Raw genomic sequence first — 20,952 nt, 5'->3', positions numbered from 1 at the left:
AACCCAAAGTTACGATATATCAGAGAACCACTTCCGCATACGCGACAGCACACGGTTGAACATGTTGCCGTCGCGGATCCGGAATTTCAGTTCCAGCCCTTCCTTTTCCGCGCCGTAGCACAAAAGCCCCACGGCGGTGGCAAATTTCGGGCTGTTGACCACATCCTTCAATCCCCCGACGTTGCGGGGATACCCTATGCGGGTGGGCAGGTTGAAAATCTGTTCCCCCAGTTCCTGGCAGCCTTCTATAAGGGCCGTACCACCGGTCAGAACAACACCTGCGCCTATCATGTTCTTGAACCCGTAACGGACAAGCTCCTGATCGACCAGCGACAGGATTTCTTCCATGCGGGGTTCGCATATTTCGGCAAGCACCTGCCGCGACAGGCGGCGGGGTTCGCGGTCGCCCACGCTGGCAACCTCTATTCCCTCGTCGTCGCGGACCATCTCGGCCATGGCGCAGCCATATTTGATTTTAATTTTTTCAGCCGAAGCCATGGGGGTACGCAGCCCGAAAGCTATATCGTTGGTCAGGTTCTGCCCGCCCAGCGCCAGCACCCCCGTGTGCTTTATGGAATCGTTGGCAAACACCGCTATATCCGTGGTGCCGCCGCCCAGATCAACCAGTGCCACGCCGATCTCGCGTTCTTCTTCGGTCAGCACGGCTTTGGATGACGCCAGTGCCTCAAGCACAATGTCGGAAACATCCAGCCCGCTGCGATGGCAGGAACGCACAATGTTCTGGGCGCTGGCCACAGCGCCGGTGACAATGTGCACCTTCACCTCAAGCCGCACGCCCGCCATGCCCAGCGGATCGGCAATGCCGCGCTGCTCATCCACTATATATTCCTGAGGTAGGATATGAATGACCTCGCGGTCCATGGGAATATTCAGCGCTTTGGCAGCGTCGAGCACGCGCTCGACATCGCGCGGGGCCACCTCTCCGCCTTTCACGGCGATGACTCCGTCGCTGTTGGCGCCTTTTATATGGCTGCCCGCGATGCCCGCGTAGACCGAGCGGATTTCGCAGCCTGCCATAAGCTCGGCTTCTTCCAGCGCTTTTTTGATGGACTGGACGGTTTGTTCGATATTGACAACCACCCCTTTACGCAGCCCTGTGGAAGGACTGGTGCCTATGCCCACAATGTCGATGCCCTCTTCCGTGGGTTCGCCGACAACGCAGCATATTTTGGTGGTGCCGATATCAAGACCGACTATCAGATCCGACTTGGCCATTCCTCCTCCTCCGGCGGAACCTTGTTCTAGCGGGCTGCCGCATGCCGGCGTACCCACACGTTGGGGCCTTCCGCCCGCATGTCGCGCATACCTTCCAGCTCGCCACGTCTGCCCAGATCGGCAAATACAAGGCTAAGGCGCCTCAGGTCCGCATCCATATCGTCCAGCCCGAAAACCAGACGAAGATTTTTATCTTCCATGTACAGTTCCACGCTTCTGCCTGCTGTCAGGTGTATGCGCGAGGCATCGTCCACCTGCAGGGGCAGCGCCGAAGCGCCAACCGCGCGTATGACCTGCGGCATATATCCCACAAGCTCGGCGGCTTCGGAGTCTATCTGCAACAAGGGCAGCGATACAAATTTTTCCGAACCGACAGGAGCTATTATGCGTCCTTCACTGTCGGCATAGCACAAAACACCGCCCTTTTGCACCCAGAACCGAGGTACACGCTCCTCTATTCTTATATGAATTCTATCAGGAAGCAACCTTTTTACAGAAACATTTTTTACCCAGTTATTTTCAAGTAACCTTTGTTCAACTTTTTCGATATTGGCACTCAGCAGGTTTGTACCGGGACCTATTTCAGAGATACCGACAACAGTATCATCACTGAGCATGTGTATGCCTTGAATTTCAATCTGCTTTGCAGCAAAGTATCCGGTACTTGTCAAAAGTCTGTACGCATATAGACAACTGAAGCTCATTGCAGAAAGCAGTACTGCACTTAGCACTACAGCGCTTGTAACAAAAAACCATCCTGACGGAAGTTCAGGAGATTTGAAAACCTTTTTTTTGCGCCTGTAACTATTATTACTCCTGCGAGGTGCAGACTCGCGTTTATTCGTTGAACGCTTTACTGCCATGGCCAGATTTTCACTTCCAGCTCAAGATAATGCCCTGTGGCTCTCTCAACAGCATGCCGGGCGTCATTTATCAGATCCATTGCATCGTCTGACGTACCCTGTGCTTTGTTGACAAGAAAATTTGCATGCAGTGACGAAAAAGCCATACCGCCCTTTCCGCGCCCTCTGAATCCGCACTGGTCCAGCAGTCTGCCGGCACTTATCCCATCAGCGGGATTTTTAAAAACGCATCCGGCGCTGTGTTCCGTCACGGGCTGTGTCTTCTTTTTCAGCAGCGCATTGCTGCGCATTGCATCACGTACTGCAGTGGCAGTGCTCCTGCGCAGTTGCAACGTCACGGCAGCCACCACAAACCATCCTCCGGCAGCAGGAACCGAAAAATGCCTGTATTCACAGCGGCACTGCGACCGCGGCACGCAGATCATGCCGGTACCGGCAGAAAAAATTTCGACGGAAGACAGCACCGAGCCCATGTCGTTGCCGTACGATCCGGCGTTCATGGCTACGGCTCCGCCCACGGTTCCGGGCACCCCCGCCAGACCTTCCAGTCCCGAAAGCCCCTGTGCCGCCAGTCTGCCCAGCAACACCGGCAACCGGACTCCCGCCGCTACACGCACCAGCACACGGTCTTCTGCCTGCGGGTCTGCCCATGCTTCCGGCTCTGCTTTCAGCGCGGGGTTGATTATCACCAGCGGCAATTCTCCGTCGCGGGCCAGTATGTTACTGCCGCGCCCCAGCACAGCCGGAGTGCCTCCCAGACGTTCCAGCACCCGCGGCAGCCCGTCAAAGGCATGCATGTCGTCCAGACGCACTTCGGCAAGGGCCTGTCCGCCCAGCCGGAGTGTGGTGCGCTCTTTCAGCACCGGACCAGAAAGTATCACGGGCTTCACAGCTGTTATTCCCCGTCCAGATAAAACTGTCCCACCGTCCAGATGCTGCCGGCGCCAAGAGTAAGAAACAGATCACCCGGCCGGAGCGTTTCCGGCAGTGCGGCACGCATGGCATCAAAATCCTGAAAGTAATCCACATCGGTATTGCTTACCTGCCGGATTCCCTGCGCCAGACTCTGACCGCTGACCCCCGGTATGGGAGCCTCACTCGCAGGATAAATTTCCGTCAGCAGCAACTTGTCCACGTTGTCAAAAGCTTTGCAGAAGTCGCCGAACAGCGCCTTGGTCCGGCTGAACCGGTGCGGCTGAAAAGCCACCACAAGCCTGCGCCCGGGGTAGCACGTGCGCGCCGTGGCAAGAGTCGCCGCAATCTCCGCCGGATGGTGCCCGTAGTCGTCCACGACCAGCACTCCGCCGCGCTCGCCTTTGCGCTCAAACCTGCGCCCCACTCCGCGGAAGTTGGCAAGCCCGCGCAGACATACATCCGCCGCGATGCCTGTTTCCAGCCCCACACCTATGGCTGCCAGCGCGTTAAGCACATTGTGTCTGCCGGGCTGCACAAGATTCACTTCGCCCAGATCTTCGCCATGCAGCAGCACCCTGAACCGGCTGGTCTCGCCGCAGGTTACAGTCTCGGCCCGCAACTGATTGTCGGGACCGAAACCGTAGGTAAGCACAGGTCGTTTGATCTGAGGAAGCAGGCGCCGCACACCGGCGTCATCACCGCACACCACGTTCATGCCGTAAAAAGGCACCTTGTTCATGAAGTTGATGAACGCTGTGTCGATGGCCTGCTGATCATGATAAAAGTCCACATGGTCCAGATCCACATTGGTCACAACATTGACCACCGGCGACAGACACAGGAACGATCCATCGGACTCGTCAGCTTCGGCCAGCAGAAATTCGCCTTCTCCCAGCCGTGCATTGGAGCCGTATGCATTCAGTCTGCCCCCGATGATGACGGTAGGGTCGGTACCGGCTTCGTCAAAAATGGCTGCCGTAAGCGATGTGGTGGTGGTTTTGCCATGGGTGCCTGCTATGGCTATGCCCTTGCGCAGCCGCATCAGTTCGGCCAGCATTTCGGCACGCGGAATAATGGGAATGCCCTTTTCCTGCGCGGCCTGCACTTCCGGATTATCCATGCTCACGGCTGTCGATTTCACCAGCACCTGTGCGTCCGTCACGTTTTCGGCACCGTGGCCGATGAAAATATCTGCCCCCAGACGGCGCAGACGGCGCACGGAAGGACTGTCATTCATGTCGGAGCCGCGCACTTCGAAACCGAGATTGAGAAGCACCTCGGCTATGCCGCACATTCCCGTGCCGCCTATGCCGACCATATGAATTCTGAAAACTTTTCCGATCACGCCGTTATTCTCCTTCCCGCTCAGGCACCAGCGACCTTAAGGGCTTTTTCCTTATCAAATCTTTTGCGCCGCTCACTATGGCGGCTGCAGCCTCGGGTCTTGCCATCCTGCGCATCGCCGCAGACATGGCCTGCAGCCGTCCGTGGTCTTTCAGCAGGTCAATGATCTGTCCTGCCAGCACGGCGGGCGGCATGGACTCAAGATCGCGCTGCGCTATGCTTTGTGCCGCTCCGCGGTCCGCCAGAAAAGCAGCGTTGGCGGTCTGATGGTCGTGCGTGGCAAAAGGAAACGGCACAAACACGGCGGGCACTCCGGCGGCGGCCAGTTCAAATACCGTTGTGGCTCCGGCCCGGCACAGTGCAAGGTCTGTCCAGGCATACGCAGCAGCCATATCTTCCACAAAATCAACCACCGTGGCCTGCACGCCGGCCTTGTCGTATGCCGACCGTACGGCTTCCAGATCGGCAGCGCCTGTCTGGTGCAGTATTTCCACACCGGCGTCCCGCAGTTGCGGCAGCATGTTTACGACGGCAAGGTTAAGGGCGTGCGCCCCCTGACTGCCTCCCATCACAAGCAGCCTGCGCGCCGGCACATGCCCTGCGCGGTGCGCTCCGGCCGCGGCAATGGCCGCACGCACGGGATTTCCCGTAAGCACCGTCTTGCGCTGCAGAAAATACTCCTGCGGATCGGGAAACGAGATAAAAACCCTGTCCGCTATCTTTGCCAGCAGCCTGTTGGCCATGCCGGGCACACTGTTCTGTTCGTGCACGGCACAGGGCTTTTCGCGCAGCTTTGCAGCCACCATGGCGGCAAAGGCGGCATATCCGCCAAACCCGATAACCACATCCGGGTTAAAGCGGCCCACCAGCCGCATCCCTCTGGCCACCCCGGCTGTCATGGCAGCAAGAGCCAGCGGTGCCTTTAAGCCGCGCCCCATGACTCCGCGTACGGGCAGTCCTTCAAAGCGTATCCCGTGCGCGGGCACGATGCGTGCTTCAGGCCCGTAACTTCCGCCCACAAAAAGAATATCTGCGGCAGGATACTGCCTGCGTATTTCTTCGGCCACGGCCAGTGCGGGAAAGATATGCCCGCCTGTACCACCGGTTGTCAGCAGCACGCGCTTCATTGTGTACTCCCTGCGCTGCGCGAGAAATTAAGCAGCAGGCCGACACAGATAAGCGTGCCCAGCAGACTGCTGCCCCCGTAGCTCAGAAACGGCATGGGTACCCCCTTGGGCGGGGCAACCCCGAGAACAACGGCCATGTTAAGGGTGGCGCCCAGAACCAGAATCATGGTCACGCCGAAGGCTGTCAGCCTGTCGCGCAGGTCCTGCTGACGCACCGCCACGGTGAACGCTCTGTAAAAAAAGACAGCCATCATCACAAAAACCAGCGTCACGCCCAGAAATCCAAGCTCTTCGCCAACCACGGCCATTATGAAATCGTTATGCGCTTCGGGCAGAAAAAACAGCTTCTGATGTCCTGCTCCCAGTCCCACTCCGGCCACTCCGCCCGTACCCAGCGCATACAGCGACTGCACCAGCTGGTAGCCGGTGTCCAGCGCATCGGCAAACGGGTCGAGAAACGCCAGAAGACGCCGCGACCGGTAGGTGGACTGCACGATAAGCAGCCAGGCCCCCCCGCAGGCAAGCAGGGCGGAAGCCGCCAGATACACCCACCGCGTGCCGCCCGTAAGGCACATGAAAAACAGAATCATGGCCAGCACCGCAGCACCGCCGAAGTCCGGCTGCAACAACAGCAGAAAACACAGAACGCCGGTAACAAAAAACGGCGGTATGACCCCGCGGCTGAAGGTTTTCACAAGCTCCTGCTTGGCGCTGAGAAAATAGCCGAGATACAGCACCAGAGCGATTTTGGTAAATTCCAGCGGCTGAATGGAAAACGGCCCCGCAGAAATCCAGCGCCGTGCTCCGTTCACCTCTACCCCCAGCGGAGTAAGCGCCAGCACCAGCAGCAGAAAAGCCCCGAAAAGAGCCGGATACTGCATACGGTACAGTACGCCGCGCGGCAGCATGCTCAAAGCGCACATCACGGCGAGTCCGGCTCCGGCATACACAAGTTGCTTCTGAAAAAAGAAGTACTTGCTGCCGTAAAACCGTTCGGCCATGACCGCGCTGGAAGACAGCACCATCATAAGCCCGAAGCCCAGCAGTGCCAGTGCCGCCACAAGCAGCCACCAGTCGGCCGTGCGGATGCCTTCTGCCGTCTGCGCCCTTGCCATCAGTCGTCACGCTCCGCTTTCCACGCGGCCACATTCCGCTTGAAATCTTCGCCGCGTTCCTTGTAGTTGCTGTACAGGTCATAACTGGACGTGGCAGGCGACATAAGCACCACATCGCCCGGCTGTGCCATGGCCGTCATACGTCTGAACGCCGTCTGCAGGTCATGATCCCAGCTCATGGGCACCACATCCGCCCACGCGTGTTCAAAAATTTCTCTGCTGGCGCCGAACAGCCCCACGGCTTTTGCATGACGGCGGACGACGGGAATCAGCGATACAAGATCCCCTCCCTTCCATTTGCCGCCGCACAGCAGCAATACGGGCCTGTCAAAACTTTCCAGCGCCGCCTTCATGGAATCCACCGTGGTGGATTTTGAATCATTGACAAAAAGCACGCCGGCCACCTCGTCCACCTTTTCCAGCCGGTGCTCCAGCGGGGCAAACTCTTCCACCGCCTGCGCCGCCTGCAACTGCGTCACGCCGAAAGCCCGGCAGGCAAGCCAGGCTGCCTCTATGTTGGCCATGTTATGACTGCCCAGCAGCGCCGTGCGCGGAAAACGCCGCACAGCATCGAAAAACTCGCGTCGGGCCGCCAGCGCATAGCGGTCGGCAAGTTCCTCCATGCCGCTTTGCAGCACGGCCAGATCATCCGGCCCCTGCAGGGCAAACAGCCGGAACTTGGCATCAAGGTACTCCTGCATGTCAACATGGTAATCGAGGTGGTTGGCAGAAATATTTATGAGCACCGCCACTTCGGGCCGCAGTGTGGTGCATGTCTGCAGCTGAAAACTGCTGACTTCCAGCACCAGCACATCGGCGGGAGCCTCACCAGCAGCCACATCCAGCACATATTCCGACAGGGGCGTGCCTATGTTGCCCCCCAGAAAAACACGCTTGCCCGCTGCACGCAGCATAGCCGCGCACAGGCTGACGGTTGTGGTTTTGCCGCTTGTGCCGGTAACAGCCAGCACCGGACTGGTCACGCAGCGCGCAGCCAGATCAATTTCGGCCATAATTTCCGGCGGGCGGGAGGCATCAAGATACGGCAGCAGTGATGCCACCGGCACGCCGGGGCTGGGTACCAGAATATCGGCACCTGCAAACTGTTCTGCGCTGTGGCTGCCGTAGCGGCAGTCAAATCCCAGTCTAGCCGCCAGCGAGGCGAATTCGGCGGAAACACGGCTTTCGTCTTTTTCGACTATGCGGACTGACGCCCCGAGATGGTGCAGCAGACGTGCGGCAGCCGTGCCGGAACGGCCGGTGCCCACCACCACGGCCACAGCGCCGGAACGTACCGGTGCGGCGGCAGGCGCGTCGTGTGTATGCGGTATAACGGTATGCATATCTGTCTTCCCCTTCAGCGCAGCTTGAGCACTGAAAGCGCCATCAGTCCGAACACGATGGACATTATCCAGAAGCGGATAATGATTTTTGACTCGGGAATGCCTTTCAGTTCGAAATGGTGATGCAGCGGAGCCATGCGGAAAATGCGCTTGCCTCCGGTCATGCGGAAATACCCCACCTGCAGAATGACCGAGAGCGATTCGAGAACAAAAAGCCCGCCGGCCACCAGCATGATGAGTTCCTGTTTGCACAGCACAGCCAGAAAACCCAGCGCGCCGCCCAGACTCAGCGAACCCACGTCGCCCATGAACACCTGCGCGGGGTAGGCGTTGAACCACAGAAAACCCAGACCGGCACCGATAAGTGCGCCGCAGAAAACGGTCACCTCACCCATGCCGGGCACATAGGGGACCTGCAGGTATCCGGCTATCTGGCTGTGTCCTGCAATGTAGATGAAAATGGAAAAAACGATTCCCGCAACCACGGTGGGCCCTATGGCCAGCCCGTCCATGCCGTCTGTCAGGTTGACCCCGTTGGACGAACCGACCAGCACAATCATGGCAAACGGAATGTAGAACCAGCCGAGGTCCGGCTGCAGATTTTTGAAAAACGGAAACGAAAGCACGGTGGAGTACGCCGGTTCCTTGACCAGAAAATACATGGCCACAGCCGCTATGACCATCTGCCACAAAAATTTGGAACGGGCGGTAAGCCCCTGATTGGTCTTGCGCCGCAGCTTGGTATAATCATCCAGAAAGCCCACCAGACCGAAGCCGGTAAACACCAGCATGACCAGCCACAGGTACACGTTGGTCAGGTCGCCCCACAACAGCACGCTGATGATAAGGCTGAAGCCGATGAGCAGCCCGCCCATGGTGGGGGTACCCGCTTTCTGCACATGGCAGGAGACCTCTTCCTGAATGTACTGCCCGCATTTGACGCGCTTGAGCCAGCGGATAAACCGCGGGCCGATGAAAATGGTGATGAGCAGCGCCGTCAGCAGCGCCCACACCGAACGGAATGTGATGTACCGGAACACGTTGAGCAGCGGCAGTTCCGCGCTGAGCGGATACAGGAAATGATACAGCATATGCGGTTATCTCCCTTCCTGACCGTTCTGGACTGCACTGCAGAAGGCTTCCGCAAACGTCTCCAGCCTGTTGCTGCGCGATCCTTTAAACAAGACCGTGCCGGAAGCGATGCCCAGCGCACCGAAAGCACGCAGAAACGCTCCTGCATCGGCCACGGGCACAAACGGGCCGTTCCAGCCCTCGGCGTGCAGTCCTTCCTGCACATGCCCGCCGTGGTCGCCTTTCCAGAAAACGGCCGCGGGGCACGCCCTTCCCAGTGCTCTGCCGAGTTCCGTATGAGCCTGCGCGGCGGCTTCGCCCAGTTCCAGCATTTCGCCCATCACAAAGACCACAGGCTCTCCGCAGGCGTTTTCCGCCGTTGATTCCACCATGCGTCCGGCCGAAAGCGGGTTGGCGTTATAGGTGTCGTCAATGACCAGCCACCGGCCGTAACGACGGCAGTTGAACCGCTGCTGCGGCAATTCGGCAGTGCGCAGCCCTTCGGCTATTTCGGCACTGGTCAGGCCCAGTATATGGGCTGCGGCAGCAACGGCGATGACGTTTTCGGCACCGTAGGCTCCGCGGAAGGGAGCTTCGGTCTCAAATTCGCGGCTTTCCAGCCGTACACGGTACAGCCCGCGGCCTTCACCCGCCGGACCGGCATATTCGCAGAAATACGGCACTGCAGGATCCACAGCCGAAAACAGCCGCAGTTCTCCGCAGTTTTTACGGGCTTCCGCCAGCAGGTCGGGATAATCGGCACTCACCAGTCCCACACCGCCGCGCGCGATATGCTTCAGCAGACGGGCCTTGTAGTGGGCCACGCCTTTGTCGCCCAGACCGCTCAGGTGCCCCTGTCCCACATTAAGCACCACCGCCAGATCAGGGCGCAGCACGCTGCCCAGTTCATCCATGTCCGCAGCCTGACTGATGCCCGCCTCCATCACCCAGAAGCGCTCGTCGCCGGTAGCTGCCAGCATGGAAAGAGGCAACCCTATCTGATTGTTTCTGTTCAGATGATTTCTGGCTGTTGCGCCCCGCACGGAAAGCACATGGGCCAGCAGTTCCTTCACCGTGGTTTTGCCCGCGGTGCCGGTGATGCCGGTGACCACGGCAGAAGCCCCCATACGGTGGTGCAGCGCCAGCCTGCCCAGCGCCGCCACGGTGTCCGGCACGATAAGCACCGGACGGTCCTGCCTGTCCTGCATTTCATCCATGGAAAAAGGAGGTCTTTCGGCAACCACGGCGCAGGCACCTTTTTCCAGCACTTCCGCCGCAAAGGTATGCCCGTCAAACCGTTCGCCGGATATGCAGAAGAACAATTCGCCGTCGCGCACGCACCGGCTGTCGGTCTGCACACCGGAAGGCACGGTCATGTCCGCTCCGCCCAGCGTTCCCACGGCGCCCAGAGCGTCGCGTATCTGTTCCAGATTCATGCGCACGCCAAAAGCTCCCGCAGGGTTTCCTGATCACTGAAATGTATCTTTGTGGTGCCGATCACCTGATAATCCTCGTGCCCCTTTCCGGCCACCAGCACGGCATCGCCGGGGCGGGCCATTTCCACCGCCGCGGCAAGAGCCTTGCGTCTGTCGGGCTCTTCCACCACATGGTCGCACTGTGCCAGACCGGGTTTGACATCGGCCATGATGGCCACCGGGTCTTCGGTGCGCGGGTTGTCAGAAGTCAGTACCGCCACGTCTGCATGACGGCACACGGCCTGCCCCATAAGCGGACGCTTGGTACGGTCACGGTCGCCGCCGCAGCCGAACACGGCTATGACCCGCGCAAAACCTGCGGCCCGCAGCGCCCTGAGTACATTTTCCAGTGCATCCGGCGTGTGGGCATAATCGACAAACACATTGAGACCCTTGTCATTTTCTATGCGCTCCATGCGGCCGGGCACACCGGAAAAGCTTGCCAGCCCCTGCATGGCTTCAACGGGCAGCCCCATGGCCAGCCCCGCAGCCTGCACCCCTGCAAGATTGCTTGCGTTGAACGCGCCCACCAGCGGCGAACGCAGCTCCCATGTCTTCCCTTCAAAATCCATGGACAGATGCAGCCCATCGGGCCCGCTTGAAAGTATGGTGGCCTGCAGCACCTGACAGTCCGGCACAACAGTACCCTGTACCGAATAGCCCACACCGCGGCCCAGTTGCGGCAGCAGCCTGCGCCCGTACGGGTCATCGGCATTCACCGCGCAGACTTTGTCCTCGTCTGGCAGTTCAAGAAACAGTCTGGATTTTGCGCTGAAATAGGCTTCCATATCGTGGTGATAATCCAGATGGTCCTGCGTTAAATTGGTCAGCAGCGCCGCGGCAAAACGAGCGCCGGAAACCCGCTGCTGGTCGAGTGCATGTGATGAAACTTCCATGAAGGCGGCTTCGACGCCCGCATCGCGCATGTCCGACAACATGGAATGCAGTTCAACGCAGTCGGGCGTGGTCATGGGCGCGGCTTCGTCGTGCCCCGGCCAGCGGAAATTCACGGTGCCCAGCAGACCGGTGACGTGCCCGGCAGTGCGGAAAAGATGGTCCAGCAGATAAGTACATGTTGTCTTGCCGTTGGTTCCCGTGATGCCCACAAGCGGAAACCCCGTATCGGCAGTATCATAGCGTGCGGCAGCCAGCAGCCCCAGAGCCGTGCGCGGGTCTTCGGCCACAACCACGGCCGCGCCGCCGGTCTGCACCGGCACGCTGCAGGGTCTGCAGACCACATATGACGCTCCGCGCTCAAGCGCATCGGCAATAAACGCCCCGCCGTCCACGGAAGACCCCGGCAGGGCCACAAAGACATCGCCCTGCCGTACTTTCCGTGAATCAATACGGATGTTCAGCAGTCCGGCGCGCACCGCTGCGGCAAGCGCGTCGAATGAGAGTGTGCTTTTCATGGTCAGGACTGCTCCATAACCCACAGTACGTACTGTGATTCTGTTATATTATCCGGCCACGGCGACCCTGCCGCGGGCTGCTGCCGCACAACGGTGCCCCCGTGCCCTTTAATTTCCGGTATAAGCCCCTTACGGGCAAAAACTTCCACGGCGCTGCGCAGGCTGCGCCCCACCACATCCGGTACCACGGTCAGATCATCCGCGGCGGCCACAACGGCCGAAGGCCGCCCGAAGGAACCGGCAACAGGCATGACACGTCCGGAAACCTCGGGAGCGTCTGCCGAAGCCAGACCGCCGGCATCCGCCGGAGATTCGGGCAGCAGTCCGAGGTAGGCCCACGTTCTGCTGACAACAGATTTGAAAACCGGTGCCGCCACCACACTGCCGTAGTGGCTCTTGCGCGGGTTATCCACTGTGACCACCACAATGTGGCGGGGATTGAGCGCCGGAACCAGCCCCACAAACGAAGCCACATATTCGTCGCCGTAGCCGCTGCCGCTTCTGCTGGCTTTCTGGGCTGTGCCGGTTTTGCCGCCCACGTCCAGACCGGCTATATCGGCATGCCGCCCTGTTCCGTCGCCTTCCACCACCTCGCGCAGCATGGCCAGCACCGCGGCTGACGTCTGCTCCGAAAAAATTCTCTCTCCACGGGGCTGGTTCTGCCCGCCGTCGTCCACCAGCCGCAGCGGTCTGGTTACGCCGCCGTTGGCCAGAGCCAGATACGCTTTGGCCAGCTGAGCTCCTGTGACGGCAAACCCCTGACCGAACGACGCGGCAGCCAGATCTACTTCGCGCCATTCACCCGGCGACCGGATTATACCGCGCCCCTCGCCGGGCAGCGGCACGTCGGGACGCCTGCCGAACCCCAGTCTGTCAAGGTAGTCGTAGTATCTGGCGGCGCCCATCTCCAACCCTATCTTGGCCATGCCGATGTTGCTGGAGTAACGCAGCACTTTATCCACGGTAAGCCACTGATGCCGCTTGGTATCGCGGATGGTCACATCGTGCAGCTTCCAGCGGCCGTTTTCGCAGAAGAAAAGACTGTCCGGCTGCACCAGCCCGTCTTCCATGGCCGCGGCAATCAGAAAAGGCTTTACGGTGGAACCGGGTTCCAGCGCATCCATGGCCAGCCGGTTACGCCACATGGAGGGCGCATAGCCTTTGTAGGCGTTGGGGTTGAACGGCGGGTACTCCGCCCAGGCCAGAATGTCGCCCGTGGGCACGTCCACCACCAGACAACCGCCCCAGGCCCCCTCATAACGGCGCACCGCGGCAGCCAGTGCATCTTCTGCAAAAAACTGTATCTGGGCATCCAGCGTCAGCCGCAGGGTTTTGCCTTTCAGCCCTTCGGCAAAGCCCGCACCGTCCATATACAGACGCCGTCCCGCCGCATCACGCTGCACCACCTGTCTGGTGCTCTGACCGGTCAGATACTCGTCAAAAGCCAGCTCCAGCCCTTCCAGCCCCTTGTCATCGGTACCCACAAACCCCAGCAGCCTGCCGGCAAGCTGACGGTAAGGATACAGGCGGCTGTATTCCGTGGTCAGATAAACGCCCGGCACACCGGCACGGCGGATGCGCGCCGCGGCCTTGTCATCCACTTCGCGGGCCACCCACACAAAAGAACTGCGGCGCGAGACCTTGGTCAGCATTTCCGCATAGGTTCTGCCCAGCGCATTAGCCAGCACGCGGGCGGCTTCTCTGCGGTCGGCCACTTCCACGGGGCGTACAAAAACAGATTTGAAATCGGCACTGCGTGCAAGCACAAGTCCGTTTCTGTCCAGAATATCGCCGCGCTGGCCCGTGACCAGTTCTGTGGCATGATGCTGTCTGCTGGCCATAGCCGCCAGCCGGGGACCGTCAATGAGCTGGACATACCATGCGCGGGCCCACAGCCCCGCCCACAGCAGTGCAAAAACCGCCGCAACGGACACAAGCCGTATACCGCTTCTGTCCTTTGGAGGACTGGCGGGTACGGCTTTCGGCTGGCGCTTCAGCTTTTTGTTCGCGGCAGTTCTGCTTTTCAACACCGCCTGTTTCTCCTGCTCATGCTCCGGCTGTGCCTGCGCACCGCCGGTACGGCCTCCCCCCGTTCAGAAAATTTCAGCTCCGTGCGCGGCACCCCTCTCCCCGGATACCTGCCGCCCGCGCTACTCTTCCAGCCTGCGTATCTGGCCCGGTCTTGCGGGCCCCAGCCCCAGACCTTCCGCCAGTTCGCGCAGCCGGTAGGGCGAAAGCAGGTTGTCCCGCTCCGCCTCCAGCTTGGATGCATGACTCTGCTTGCTGTCCAGTTCCACCTGCAGCTTTTTGAGTCCGTAGGCCATGTCCACCCGCTCCACATTCAGCCACACCAGTGTCAACCCCAGCACCAGTCCGCTGATGAGCGAAAGCACCATGCCCAGTATCCAGCTTCCGTATTTCTGCATAACAACGCCTTAAATCCGCTCCGCGGCACGCAGCTTGGCGCTGGAGGCCCTGCTGTTGGCCTGCAGCTCCGCCTGCCCCGCGGTCACCGGTTTGCGGGTCAGCACATTGACCCGCGGCTTTTTGCCGCACACGCACACGGGAATATGCCTGGGGCACAGACAGCCCTTGGCTTCATCTCTGAATGCGTTTTTGACCAGCCGGTCTTCCAGTGAATGAAAGGTGATCACCACAATGCGTCCGCCGGGATTCATCCTGTCGACGATGGCGGCAAGAAAGGTCTCCAGTTCCTCCAGCTCTCCGTTCACGGCCATGCGCAGCGCCTGAAACGTGCGCGTTGCCGGATGGTTGCGGGATTTTGCCCGCCATTTTGCCGGATAGGCGCTTTCCACCACCTCGGCCAGACGGGCCGTGGTTTCTATGGGATTGCGGGCACGCGCGTCCACGATGGCCCGGGCTATCCTGCCCGCCATGGGATCTTCGCCGTACGTGCTTATGATTTCCTTAAGACGCTCCACGCTGCCTGTGTTCACCAGCACACCGGCAGACGGCATATCACCGGAAGGGTCCATGCGCATGTCCAGCGGGCCGTCAGCGTAAAAGCTGAATCCGCGGGAAGGAGTGTCTATCTGCATAGAGGAAACACCGATGTCTATCAGCGCCCCGTCCAGCCCGGTCCAGCCAATTTCGTCCATGATGGCGGCAAACTGACTGTAACAGGCATAGCGGGTGGTCACGCGGTCGCCGAAAGGAGCAAGCCTTCCGGATGCGGCGGCAAGCGCCTCGCGGTCACGGTCCAGCCCCAGCAGCCAGGCATCTCCGCCGCAGCGGTTCATTATCGCTTCGCTGTGTCCGCCAAGACCGAGCGTACCGTCCAGATACCGCCCGCCCCTGACCGGCGAAAGATAATGCAGCACCTCGTCCAGCAGCACAGGAACATGAGCTGTGTACTGATGCCGGTTGTTGTCATGCCCGTTGTCTGCCGTCACAAGTCGCCTCGCATTGTACTGTTGCCTCAGATGGGAAAATCCACACCGCTTTCCGCCAGTTCGTCCGTCACGTCCCCGAAGTCCTGACCTATCACCGCTTCGAGTTCTTCTTCGCTCCAGATTTCAAACCGGCTGCCCTGCCCCACGATCACCACTTTTTTCGTGATGCCCGCGTATTCCATATGCGCTCTTGAAAGTTTGACCCGGCCTTGTTTGTCCACGCAGAGTTCTTCCACTCCGCCTATGACCAGCCGCCTGAAGTCACGCATTTTGCGCGAAGGATTTTTTATGCGGGCAAAACCCGCCTCAAACTTTTCCCAGTCTTCGGGGGTATAGGCCACAAGACAGCCGTCAAACGTGGTAAGGGACACCCTGCCTTCGGGGCTAACCGCGAGTAATGCATCGCGAACCTCCGGAGGGAGCATCAGCCGGCCCTTAGGGTCCAGACTGCGATATGAACGTCCCTTGAAACTCATACTGCGTCCTCTACCACGTTTTACCACACTTTACCACCCCATCTATTATATGTTGGCGTGTGTCAATGAGTGCGCGTGATTTTTACAGAAAAGAGAACGGCAGAATGAATCAAGACGCTTGACAAGCGCTGGCAATTGAAAAAGAATCGGCCTTATGAGAACGAAAATAATCGCAACAGTGGGCCCTGCCTCTTCGGGCCGGGAAACCCTCTCACGGCTGATTCAGGCCGGAGTACGCATATTCCGGCTCAATTTTTCACATGGTGACGCCTCGCAGTTTGTTGATTTGATTGCTCTCATGCGACAGCTGGAGGCGGAATACCAGACACCCATAACCCTGCTGCAGGATCTTTCCGGCCCTAAAATCCGTATAGGTGAACTGCCGGACGGCGCCCTGACGCTGGCAAAGGACGACCGTATCCTGCTGGGCATTCCCGGCAAGGCGGCGGCAGACGGATTACCCTTCGTTCCGTTCACGCACAAGACAATTCTTGACGGCATGGAACCGGGCGACAGGGTGGTGCTGAGCGACGGCGGACTGCAGTTCCATGTGGAAAGCAAGGTCGGCCCCGATCTGTTCTGTCTGGTGGCAAACAACAGCGGTATCATAACCTCGCGCAAGGGCCTTGCCCTGCCGGGCAAGCCTATCCACCTGGCCGCCCTGACCGAAAAAGACAAAAAAGATCTGCAGGACGGGCTGCGCATGGGCGTGGATGCCGTGGCGCTTTCGTTTGTGCAGACGCCCGAAGATGTGGCCGAAGCCAAGGCACTCATCAAGGCGGCAGGCCGCAACGTGCCTGTAATTGCCAAACTGGAACGGCGCAACGCCGTGGACAGGCTGGAAGAAATTCTGGAAGTGACAGACATTGTCATGGTGGCCCGCGGCGATCTGGGTGTGGAATGCCCCCTGCCCGAGCTGCCCGCCATGCAGAAGCGCATCATCCGCGCCTGCAACCGCAAGGCAAAACCGGTTATCGTTGCCACGCAGATGCTGCTTTCCATGGTCAACAGCCCCAGCCCCACCCGCGCCGAAACCACTGACGTGGCCAACGCGGTGCTGGACGGTGCCGACTGCGTGATGCTGTCGGAAGAAACGGCCATGGGCAACTTCCCTGTGGAGACGGTTCAGTTCATGCGGCAGATAGTCCGCGCGGCCGAAGAGCTGCATCTGGAGCAGTCTTCTGTGCTGCCCCCGCTTGATGAGCAGAAGACACCTGATTTTCTGGCCTATTCCGCATGTCTGCTGGCCGACAAGACCTGCGCGGGTGCCATAGTGGCACACAGCATGTCCGGCAGCGCGGCACGGGTGCTATCCGCCCGCAGACCCCGTCAGACCATCCATGCGCTTACTCCCGATGACGAAGCGCTGCGCTTCCTCAACTTTTCATGGGGCGTATGGCCCCACAAGGTTGATGAAACACTGCCGGGTCATCTTGAGCGTGCCGAACTCTTTGTGGACAACGCGCCGCAGTTTGAAGACGGGGCCGAAGTGGTGATAACAGCAGGACAGCCCAAGCCCGGTGAAAACCCCCGCGGCACCAACCTGGTAAAAATATACAGAAAATAGAACATGAGCGCGGTAAAATCGACCATACCTGACAATATTTCGGAAGAATATTATCAGATCAGTATCGAGATTCTGAACAGCTTCCCGAAGTACAGGCCGCCGCTCGACCTGTTCCGCTTTCGAGAAGACATCGCACAGCTCCAGCCGCTCTTCCGCAAGGGAGAGCGGCTTTCCAACGAGAATATAGAACAGCTGCGCGAACTGTGCATCGGCGGCGATGTCTTTGTGGCGCGGTCAGACAGGGCCATCTACTCCAAGCACATCATCAAGCAGCTTGATCTGGTACTGGTGGATGACAACCTGAAACCAGCAGAAGTGGCCGAAATCTGCATAATGGCACTGGGCCAGCGGCTGAGCGATTTTCTGGAGCAGCCGGTTAAACCGGTCTTTGATCTCTTTTACCGCGATGTCATGGTATTTACGGAATACATATGGCAGGACAGACACCGCCTGCGGTCTTTCATGCGCCGCGTCAGCCGCACCCACACGCTGGTCAGCCACTCGCTGAACACGCTTTTTGTGGGGCTGTGGCTGCTGCTCGAAACTGACGCCACCCTCAAGCGCCGCCTGCTGGACAGGGCCGCGCTGGCGCTGCTGCTGCACGATCTCGGTATGGCAAAGGTGCCGGCGTTCATCCTTTCCAAAACCACTCCTCTCAAGCTGGAAGAACGCGACAAAATAACGCCGCACCCGCTTATCGGCGCAAAGATAATGCATAAGCTGGGGCTGGCCTTTGACGAAATGCGGCAGGCGCAGATGGAACACCACGAACGGCTGGACGGTTCGGGCTATCCGCAAAAGCTCGGAGCCGACCGCGTCAGCCGCATGGGCCGCATTGCCGCCGTGGCTGATTCCTTTTCCGCCATGATCTGTCAGCGCCCTTACGCCAAAGCCATGGATCCCATGACCGCGGCCGCGCATCTGGCCAAAGACAGACAGAAATACGACCCCAAATACACTGCCAAACTGCAGACCGCCGTGGCCCAGAACCTTTTTGAGCCTCCCGCGCAAACCAGTCCCCCCGCAGCCTGACAGACAAGCGCCGTCCGCGGCGCTTGTTTTTTTACTGCCCGCGTAAAGGGTACGCCCCAAAACGCACCCGCCCGGTACCGCCGGACCGGAGCCGGCACCCGCAGCAAACCGGCTGCCCCAGACAGACTGCCCCAGACAGGCTGCGGCCTCCGGCACCAACGCCCCGCTACAATCCCAGCACACGGTACAGGGCAGTCATATCCATGCTGCTCCTGACCACGGCCGCCAGTCTGTCCAGCGCGCCGTCAATGCTGTATGGGGCCACCACCCGTCCCACCGGTTCCAGTCCGGCGCGGCGGCGCAGCGCATCCAGAAACGCGCGGCGAAAATCGTCTTCATCAAAAATACCATGCAGATAGGTTCCCCAAACCGCACCGTCAGTGTCGCCCAGTCCCAGCGGAGCACCGCTGTCATCGCGCAGCACTGTCCGCACAGGCCCGTTTGCGGTGGTGCTTCCGTGATGAATCTCGTACCCGCTCACACGGCATCCCGTATCGCAGTGAAGCCCCGCAGTGCGGGCCAGCGTTTTATGCCGGCCCATCACGGTTTCCACAGGCAGCAGCCCCAGTCCTTCGCGGCTGCGGGCGCCGGACTCCACACCGTGCGGGTCGGTTACTGATGTTCCCAGCATCTGAAAGCCCCCGCAGATGCCTACCACGGGACATCCTGCCCCGGCGAGAGCACGGATGCGGGCCCCCATGCCGCTATTTTCCAGCGCTGCCAGATCGGCCAGCGTGTTCTTACTGCCGGGAACAATAAGCAGATGCGGCATTCCGCAGGCGTCCAGCGCCTCCGCAGTACCTGCCACCCGCAAGCGCACGTCGGGTTCCGCGCGCAAAGCGTCCACATCGGTAAAGTTGGAGATGTGCGGCAGGTCGACAAGTACCGCTTCCAGCATTCCGTGCGGCCAAACACTTTCCGGCATGCCGCCACAGGAACCGCGCAGAGCCTCTTTGAAGGAAACGGAATCCTCTTCGGGCAGTCCCAGACCGGAAACATACGGCACCACACCGTAAAACGGGCAGCCGGTGCGTTCCGTCACATACGTCAGAGCGGATTCGAGCAGCGAGGCGTCACCGCGGAACATGTTCAGCACAAAACCGGCCACAAGATCGCGTTCCCAAGGGTCCAGCAGTTCCCATGTGCCCACCAGCGCGGCAAAGACTCCGCCGCGGTCGATGTCACCGGCAATCAGCACCCGGGCCTGTGCATGGCGTGCCATGGCCATGTTCACTATGTCGTGCTGCTTCAGGTTGATTTCGGCGGGGCTGCCGGCCCCTTCCAGCACCATCACGTCATGTTCGTCCGCCAGCGAATCATATGCAGCGCAGGCCCGGGCAAAAGCCTGCGGTTTATAGGCCATATATTCGCGCACCCGCATGTTGCCCACCGGCCTGCCCATGACAATGACCTGAGACCCCGTATCGGAACTGGGTTTGAGCAGCACCGGATTCATGCGCACGTCAGGTTCCAGCCGGCACGCCGCCGCCTGAACGGCCTGAGCGCGCCCGATCTCAAGACCGTCGGGGGTCACAAATGAATTGAGTGCCATGTTCTGCGACTTGAAAGGCGCCACAGACAGACCGTCCTGCAGCAGAATACGGCACAGGGCCGCAGTGAGGATACTTTTACCTGCATTGGAGCAGGTGCCCTGAATCATCAGCGCCGGAGTGCGGCTGCGTGAGACAGAAACGGAAAACGTTTTTTGCGCCAAGGTGCTCATCCGAAGGCAGATACAGCATTTCCACGAGGCTTGCCAGCGTTTCCGGCTGCCGGTGCATGCGGCGGCTGCAGCTTATTATTGACAATGGCGCATTTCCGTGCAGCATAAAAGATAACAGGATACTACCATGCGCATTCTTATTCTGGCCAAAGATACCGAGGAAGCAGCCCCCTACAGGGCCGTACTGCAAACGCTCCGCGTGGAAGCGCACGAGGTGCACGATACGCAGGCGGCGCTGGAAGCGCTGCGTGAAAAACCGTTCAACGGCGTACTGATCGACATGCCCACACTGCTGCGCATGGCGGGCAAAGGCCGCAACGAACTGCAGAATATTCTGAGCCTGTACCCCTGTCTGCACGCCCGTCCGGACAAGCAGACAGGCATCATCATTCTGGGACAGGAAGGTGACCCGCATGAAAACGTGCGCCGGTTTATAGAAACGCGTTGCAAAAACTTTTCCCCGCGCACCATCCGGCGCGATGCACGCCTCGACGTCCATTTCAACATCCTCATGTCCACGTCTGCCCTGTTTACTCCGCAGACCACGGTAAAAACATGCACCATGAACATTTCTGTTCTGGGCTGCTTTGTTTTTTCCGTGGCGGTATGGCAACCGGATACGCAGGTGTGGATACAGTTTGTCGATCTGGAGGACAAAACACCGGTGGTGGCAAAGGTGTGTCAGGTACAGCGCTGGGGTAAGGGGTGCAAAATCCCCGGCGTGGGGCTTGAATTTCTGTCACTTACCGACAACCAGATTGCCGGCCTGCAGAACAGCTTTGCCCAGCAGGCAGAAGACCCGGCCCCCCGCGGTCAGTAGCACCGGCTCCGCAACGCCTT

The 20,952-nt window shown here is 59.7% G+C and carries 18 protein-coding genes; 3 read left to right on the top strand and 15 right to left on the bottom strand.

Features of this window, described 5'->3' with window-relative positions; genetic code table 11:
- Nucleotides 1-9 precede the first annotated feature (9 nt).
- From ftsA to ACZ5D1_RS04235, 14 genes are all read right to left on the bottom strand, one after another.
- Nucleotides 10-1,236 (bottom strand): cell division protein FtsA, encoded by a 1,227-nt coding sequence (ftsA, locus tag ACZ5D1_RS04300; RefSeq protein ID WP_011367084.1) that lies wholly within the window; start codon nucleotides 1,234-1,236, stop codon nucleotides 10-12.
- Between the two features lie 26 nt (nucleotides 1,237-1,262).
- The gene (locus tag ACZ5D1_RS04295) at nucleotides 1,263-1,940 is read right to left on the bottom strand and encodes a cell division protein FtsQ/DivIB (protein WP_464556522.1); all 678 of its coding nucleotides are present in this window, start codon (nucleotides 1,938-1,940) and stop codon (nucleotides 1,263-1,265) included.
- A 149-nt stretch (nucleotides 1,941-2,089) separates the two neighbouring features.
- The gene (gene murB / locus ACZ5D1_RS04290; protein ID WP_011367082.1) at nucleotides 2,090-2,989 is read right to left on the bottom strand and encodes a UDP-N-acetylmuramate dehydrogenase; all 900 of its coding nucleotides are present in this window, start codon (nucleotides 2,987-2,989) and stop codon (nucleotides 2,090-2,092) included.
- Between the two features lie 5 nt (nucleotides 2,990-2,994).
- On the bottom strand, nucleotides 2,995-4,332 hold the full coding sequence (murC, locus tag ACZ5D1_RS04285; RefSeq protein ID WP_034618703.1) for a UDP-N-acetylmuramate--L-alanine ligase: 1,338 nt from the start codon (nucleotides 4,330-4,332) through the stop codon (nucleotides 2,995-2,997).
- Nucleotides 4,333-4,363: 31 nt separating this feature from the next.
- The gene (gene murG, locus ACZ5D1_RS04280) at nucleotides 4,364-5,485 is read right to left on the bottom strand and encodes an undecaprenyldiphospho-muramoylpentapeptide beta-N-acetylglucosaminyltransferase (RefSeq protein ID WP_455697060.1); all 1,122 of its coding nucleotides are present in this window, start codon (nucleotides 5,483-5,485) and stop codon (nucleotides 4,364-4,366) included.
- Nucleotides 5,482-6,600: a putative lipid II flippase FtsW gene (gene ftsW / locus ACZ5D1_RS04275; protein WP_273194099.1), complete on the bottom strand. Its 1,119-nt coding sequence runs from the start codon at nucleotides 6,598-6,600 to the stop codon at nucleotides 5,482-5,484. Before ftsW ends, murG begins: the two co-directional genes overlap by 4 nt.
- Nucleotides 6,600-7,943, bottom strand: coding sequence for a UDP-N-acetylmuramoyl-L-alanine--D-glutamate ligase (gene murD, locus ACZ5D1_RS04270; RefSeq protein WP_464556016.1), 1,344 nt, complete (start codon nucleotides 7,941-7,943; stop codon nucleotides 6,600-6,602). The genes ftsW and murD overlap by 1 nt, the downstream gene beginning before the upstream one ends.
- Nucleotides 7,944-7,957: 14 nt before the next feature.
- Nucleotides 7,958-9,034, bottom strand: a complete 1,077-nt coding sequence (mraY, locus tag ACZ5D1_RS04265) for a phospho-N-acetylmuramoyl-pentapeptide-transferase (protein WP_011367077.1) — start codon at nucleotides 9,032-9,034, stop codon at nucleotides 7,958-7,960.
- A 6-nt stretch (nucleotides 9,035-9,040) separates the two neighbouring features.
- Nucleotides 9,041-10,450: a UDP-N-acetylmuramoyl-tripeptide--D-alanyl-D-alanine ligase gene (locus ACZ5D1_RS04260; RefSeq protein WP_464556015.1), complete on the bottom strand. Its 1,410-nt coding sequence runs from the start codon at nucleotides 10,448-10,450 to the stop codon at nucleotides 9,041-9,043.
- Nucleotides 10,447-11,901 carry a UDP-N-acetylmuramoyl-L-alanyl-D-glutamate--2,6-diaminopimelate ligase gene (locus ACZ5D1_RS04255; RefSeq protein WP_273194089.1) on the bottom strand — a complete coding sequence of 485 codons (1,455 nt, stop codon included), beginning with the start codon at nucleotides 11,899-11,901 and terminating at the stop codon, nucleotides 10,447-10,449. Before ACZ5D1_RS04255 ends, ACZ5D1_RS04260 begins: the two co-directional genes overlap by 4 nt.
- Before the next feature lie 2 nt (nucleotides 11,902-11,903).
- Nucleotides 11,904-13,931, bottom strand: a complete 2,028-nt coding sequence (locus ACZ5D1_RS04250; RefSeq protein ID WP_464556013.1) for a penicillin-binding transpeptidase domain-containing protein — start codon at nucleotides 13,929-13,931, stop codon at nucleotides 11,904-11,906.
- Between the two features lie 120 nt (nucleotides 13,932-14,051).
- Complete coding sequence (locus tag ACZ5D1_RS04245) at nucleotides 14,052-14,327, bottom strand: hypothetical protein (RefSeq protein ID WP_011367073.1); 276 nt, start codon at nucleotides 14,325-14,327, stop codon at nucleotides 14,052-14,054.
- A gap of 9 nt (nucleotides 14,328-14,336) precedes the next feature.
- Nucleotides 14,337-15,314: a 16S rRNA (cytosine(1402)-N(4))-methyltransferase RsmH gene (rsmH, locus tag ACZ5D1_RS04240; RefSeq protein WP_011367072.1), complete on the bottom strand. Its 978-nt coding sequence runs from the start codon at nucleotides 15,312-15,314 to the stop codon at nucleotides 14,337-14,339.
- Nucleotides 15,315-15,340: 26 nt separating this feature from the next.
- Complete coding sequence (locus ACZ5D1_RS04235) at nucleotides 15,341-15,790, bottom strand: division/cell wall cluster transcriptional repressor MraZ (RefSeq protein WP_011367071.1); 450 nt, start codon at nucleotides 15,788-15,790, stop codon at nucleotides 15,341-15,343.
- Between the two features lie 154 nt (nucleotides 15,791-15,944).
- Here ACZ5D1_RS04235 and pyk point away from each other — a divergent pair, with 154 nt between their 5' ends.
- The gene (pyk, locus tag ACZ5D1_RS04230) at nucleotides 15,945-17,357 is read left to right on the top strand and encodes a pyruvate kinase (RefSeq protein WP_464556012.1); all 1,413 of its coding nucleotides are present in this window, start codon (nucleotides 15,945-15,947) and stop codon (nucleotides 17,355-17,357) included.
- A gap of 3 nt (nucleotides 17,358-17,360) precedes the next feature.
- A complete protein-coding gene (locus ACZ5D1_RS04225; RefSeq protein WP_011367069.1) occupies nucleotides 17,361-18,389 on the top strand; it encodes an HD-GYP domain-containing protein in 1,029 nt (342 codons plus the stop codon).
- Between the two features lie 166 nt (nucleotides 18,390-18,555).
- On the opposite strand, the gene ACZ5D1_RS04220 is transcribed toward ACZ5D1_RS04225, so the two are convergent.
- Complete coding sequence (locus ACZ5D1_RS04220) at nucleotides 18,556-20,049, bottom strand: cobyric acid synthase (RefSeq protein ID WP_464556520.1); 1,494 nt, start codon at nucleotides 20,047-20,049, stop codon at nucleotides 18,556-18,558.
- A 190-nt stretch (nucleotides 20,050-20,239) separates the two neighbouring features.
- On the opposite strand from ACZ5D1_RS04220, the gene ACZ5D1_RS04215 reads away from it, so the two are divergent.
- Complete coding sequence (locus tag ACZ5D1_RS04215) at nucleotides 20,240-20,932, top strand: PilZ domain-containing protein (RefSeq protein WP_464556011.1); 693 nt, start codon at nucleotides 20,240-20,242, stop codon at nucleotides 20,930-20,932.
- Nucleotides 20,933-20,952 lie beyond the last annotated feature (20 nt).

The sequence above is a fragment of the Oleidesulfovibrio vietnamensis genome, from assembly GCF_055388115.1.
Note: the sequence above shows the minus strand (reverse complement) of the source record. Positions and strands in the feature narration are given on the sequence as shown.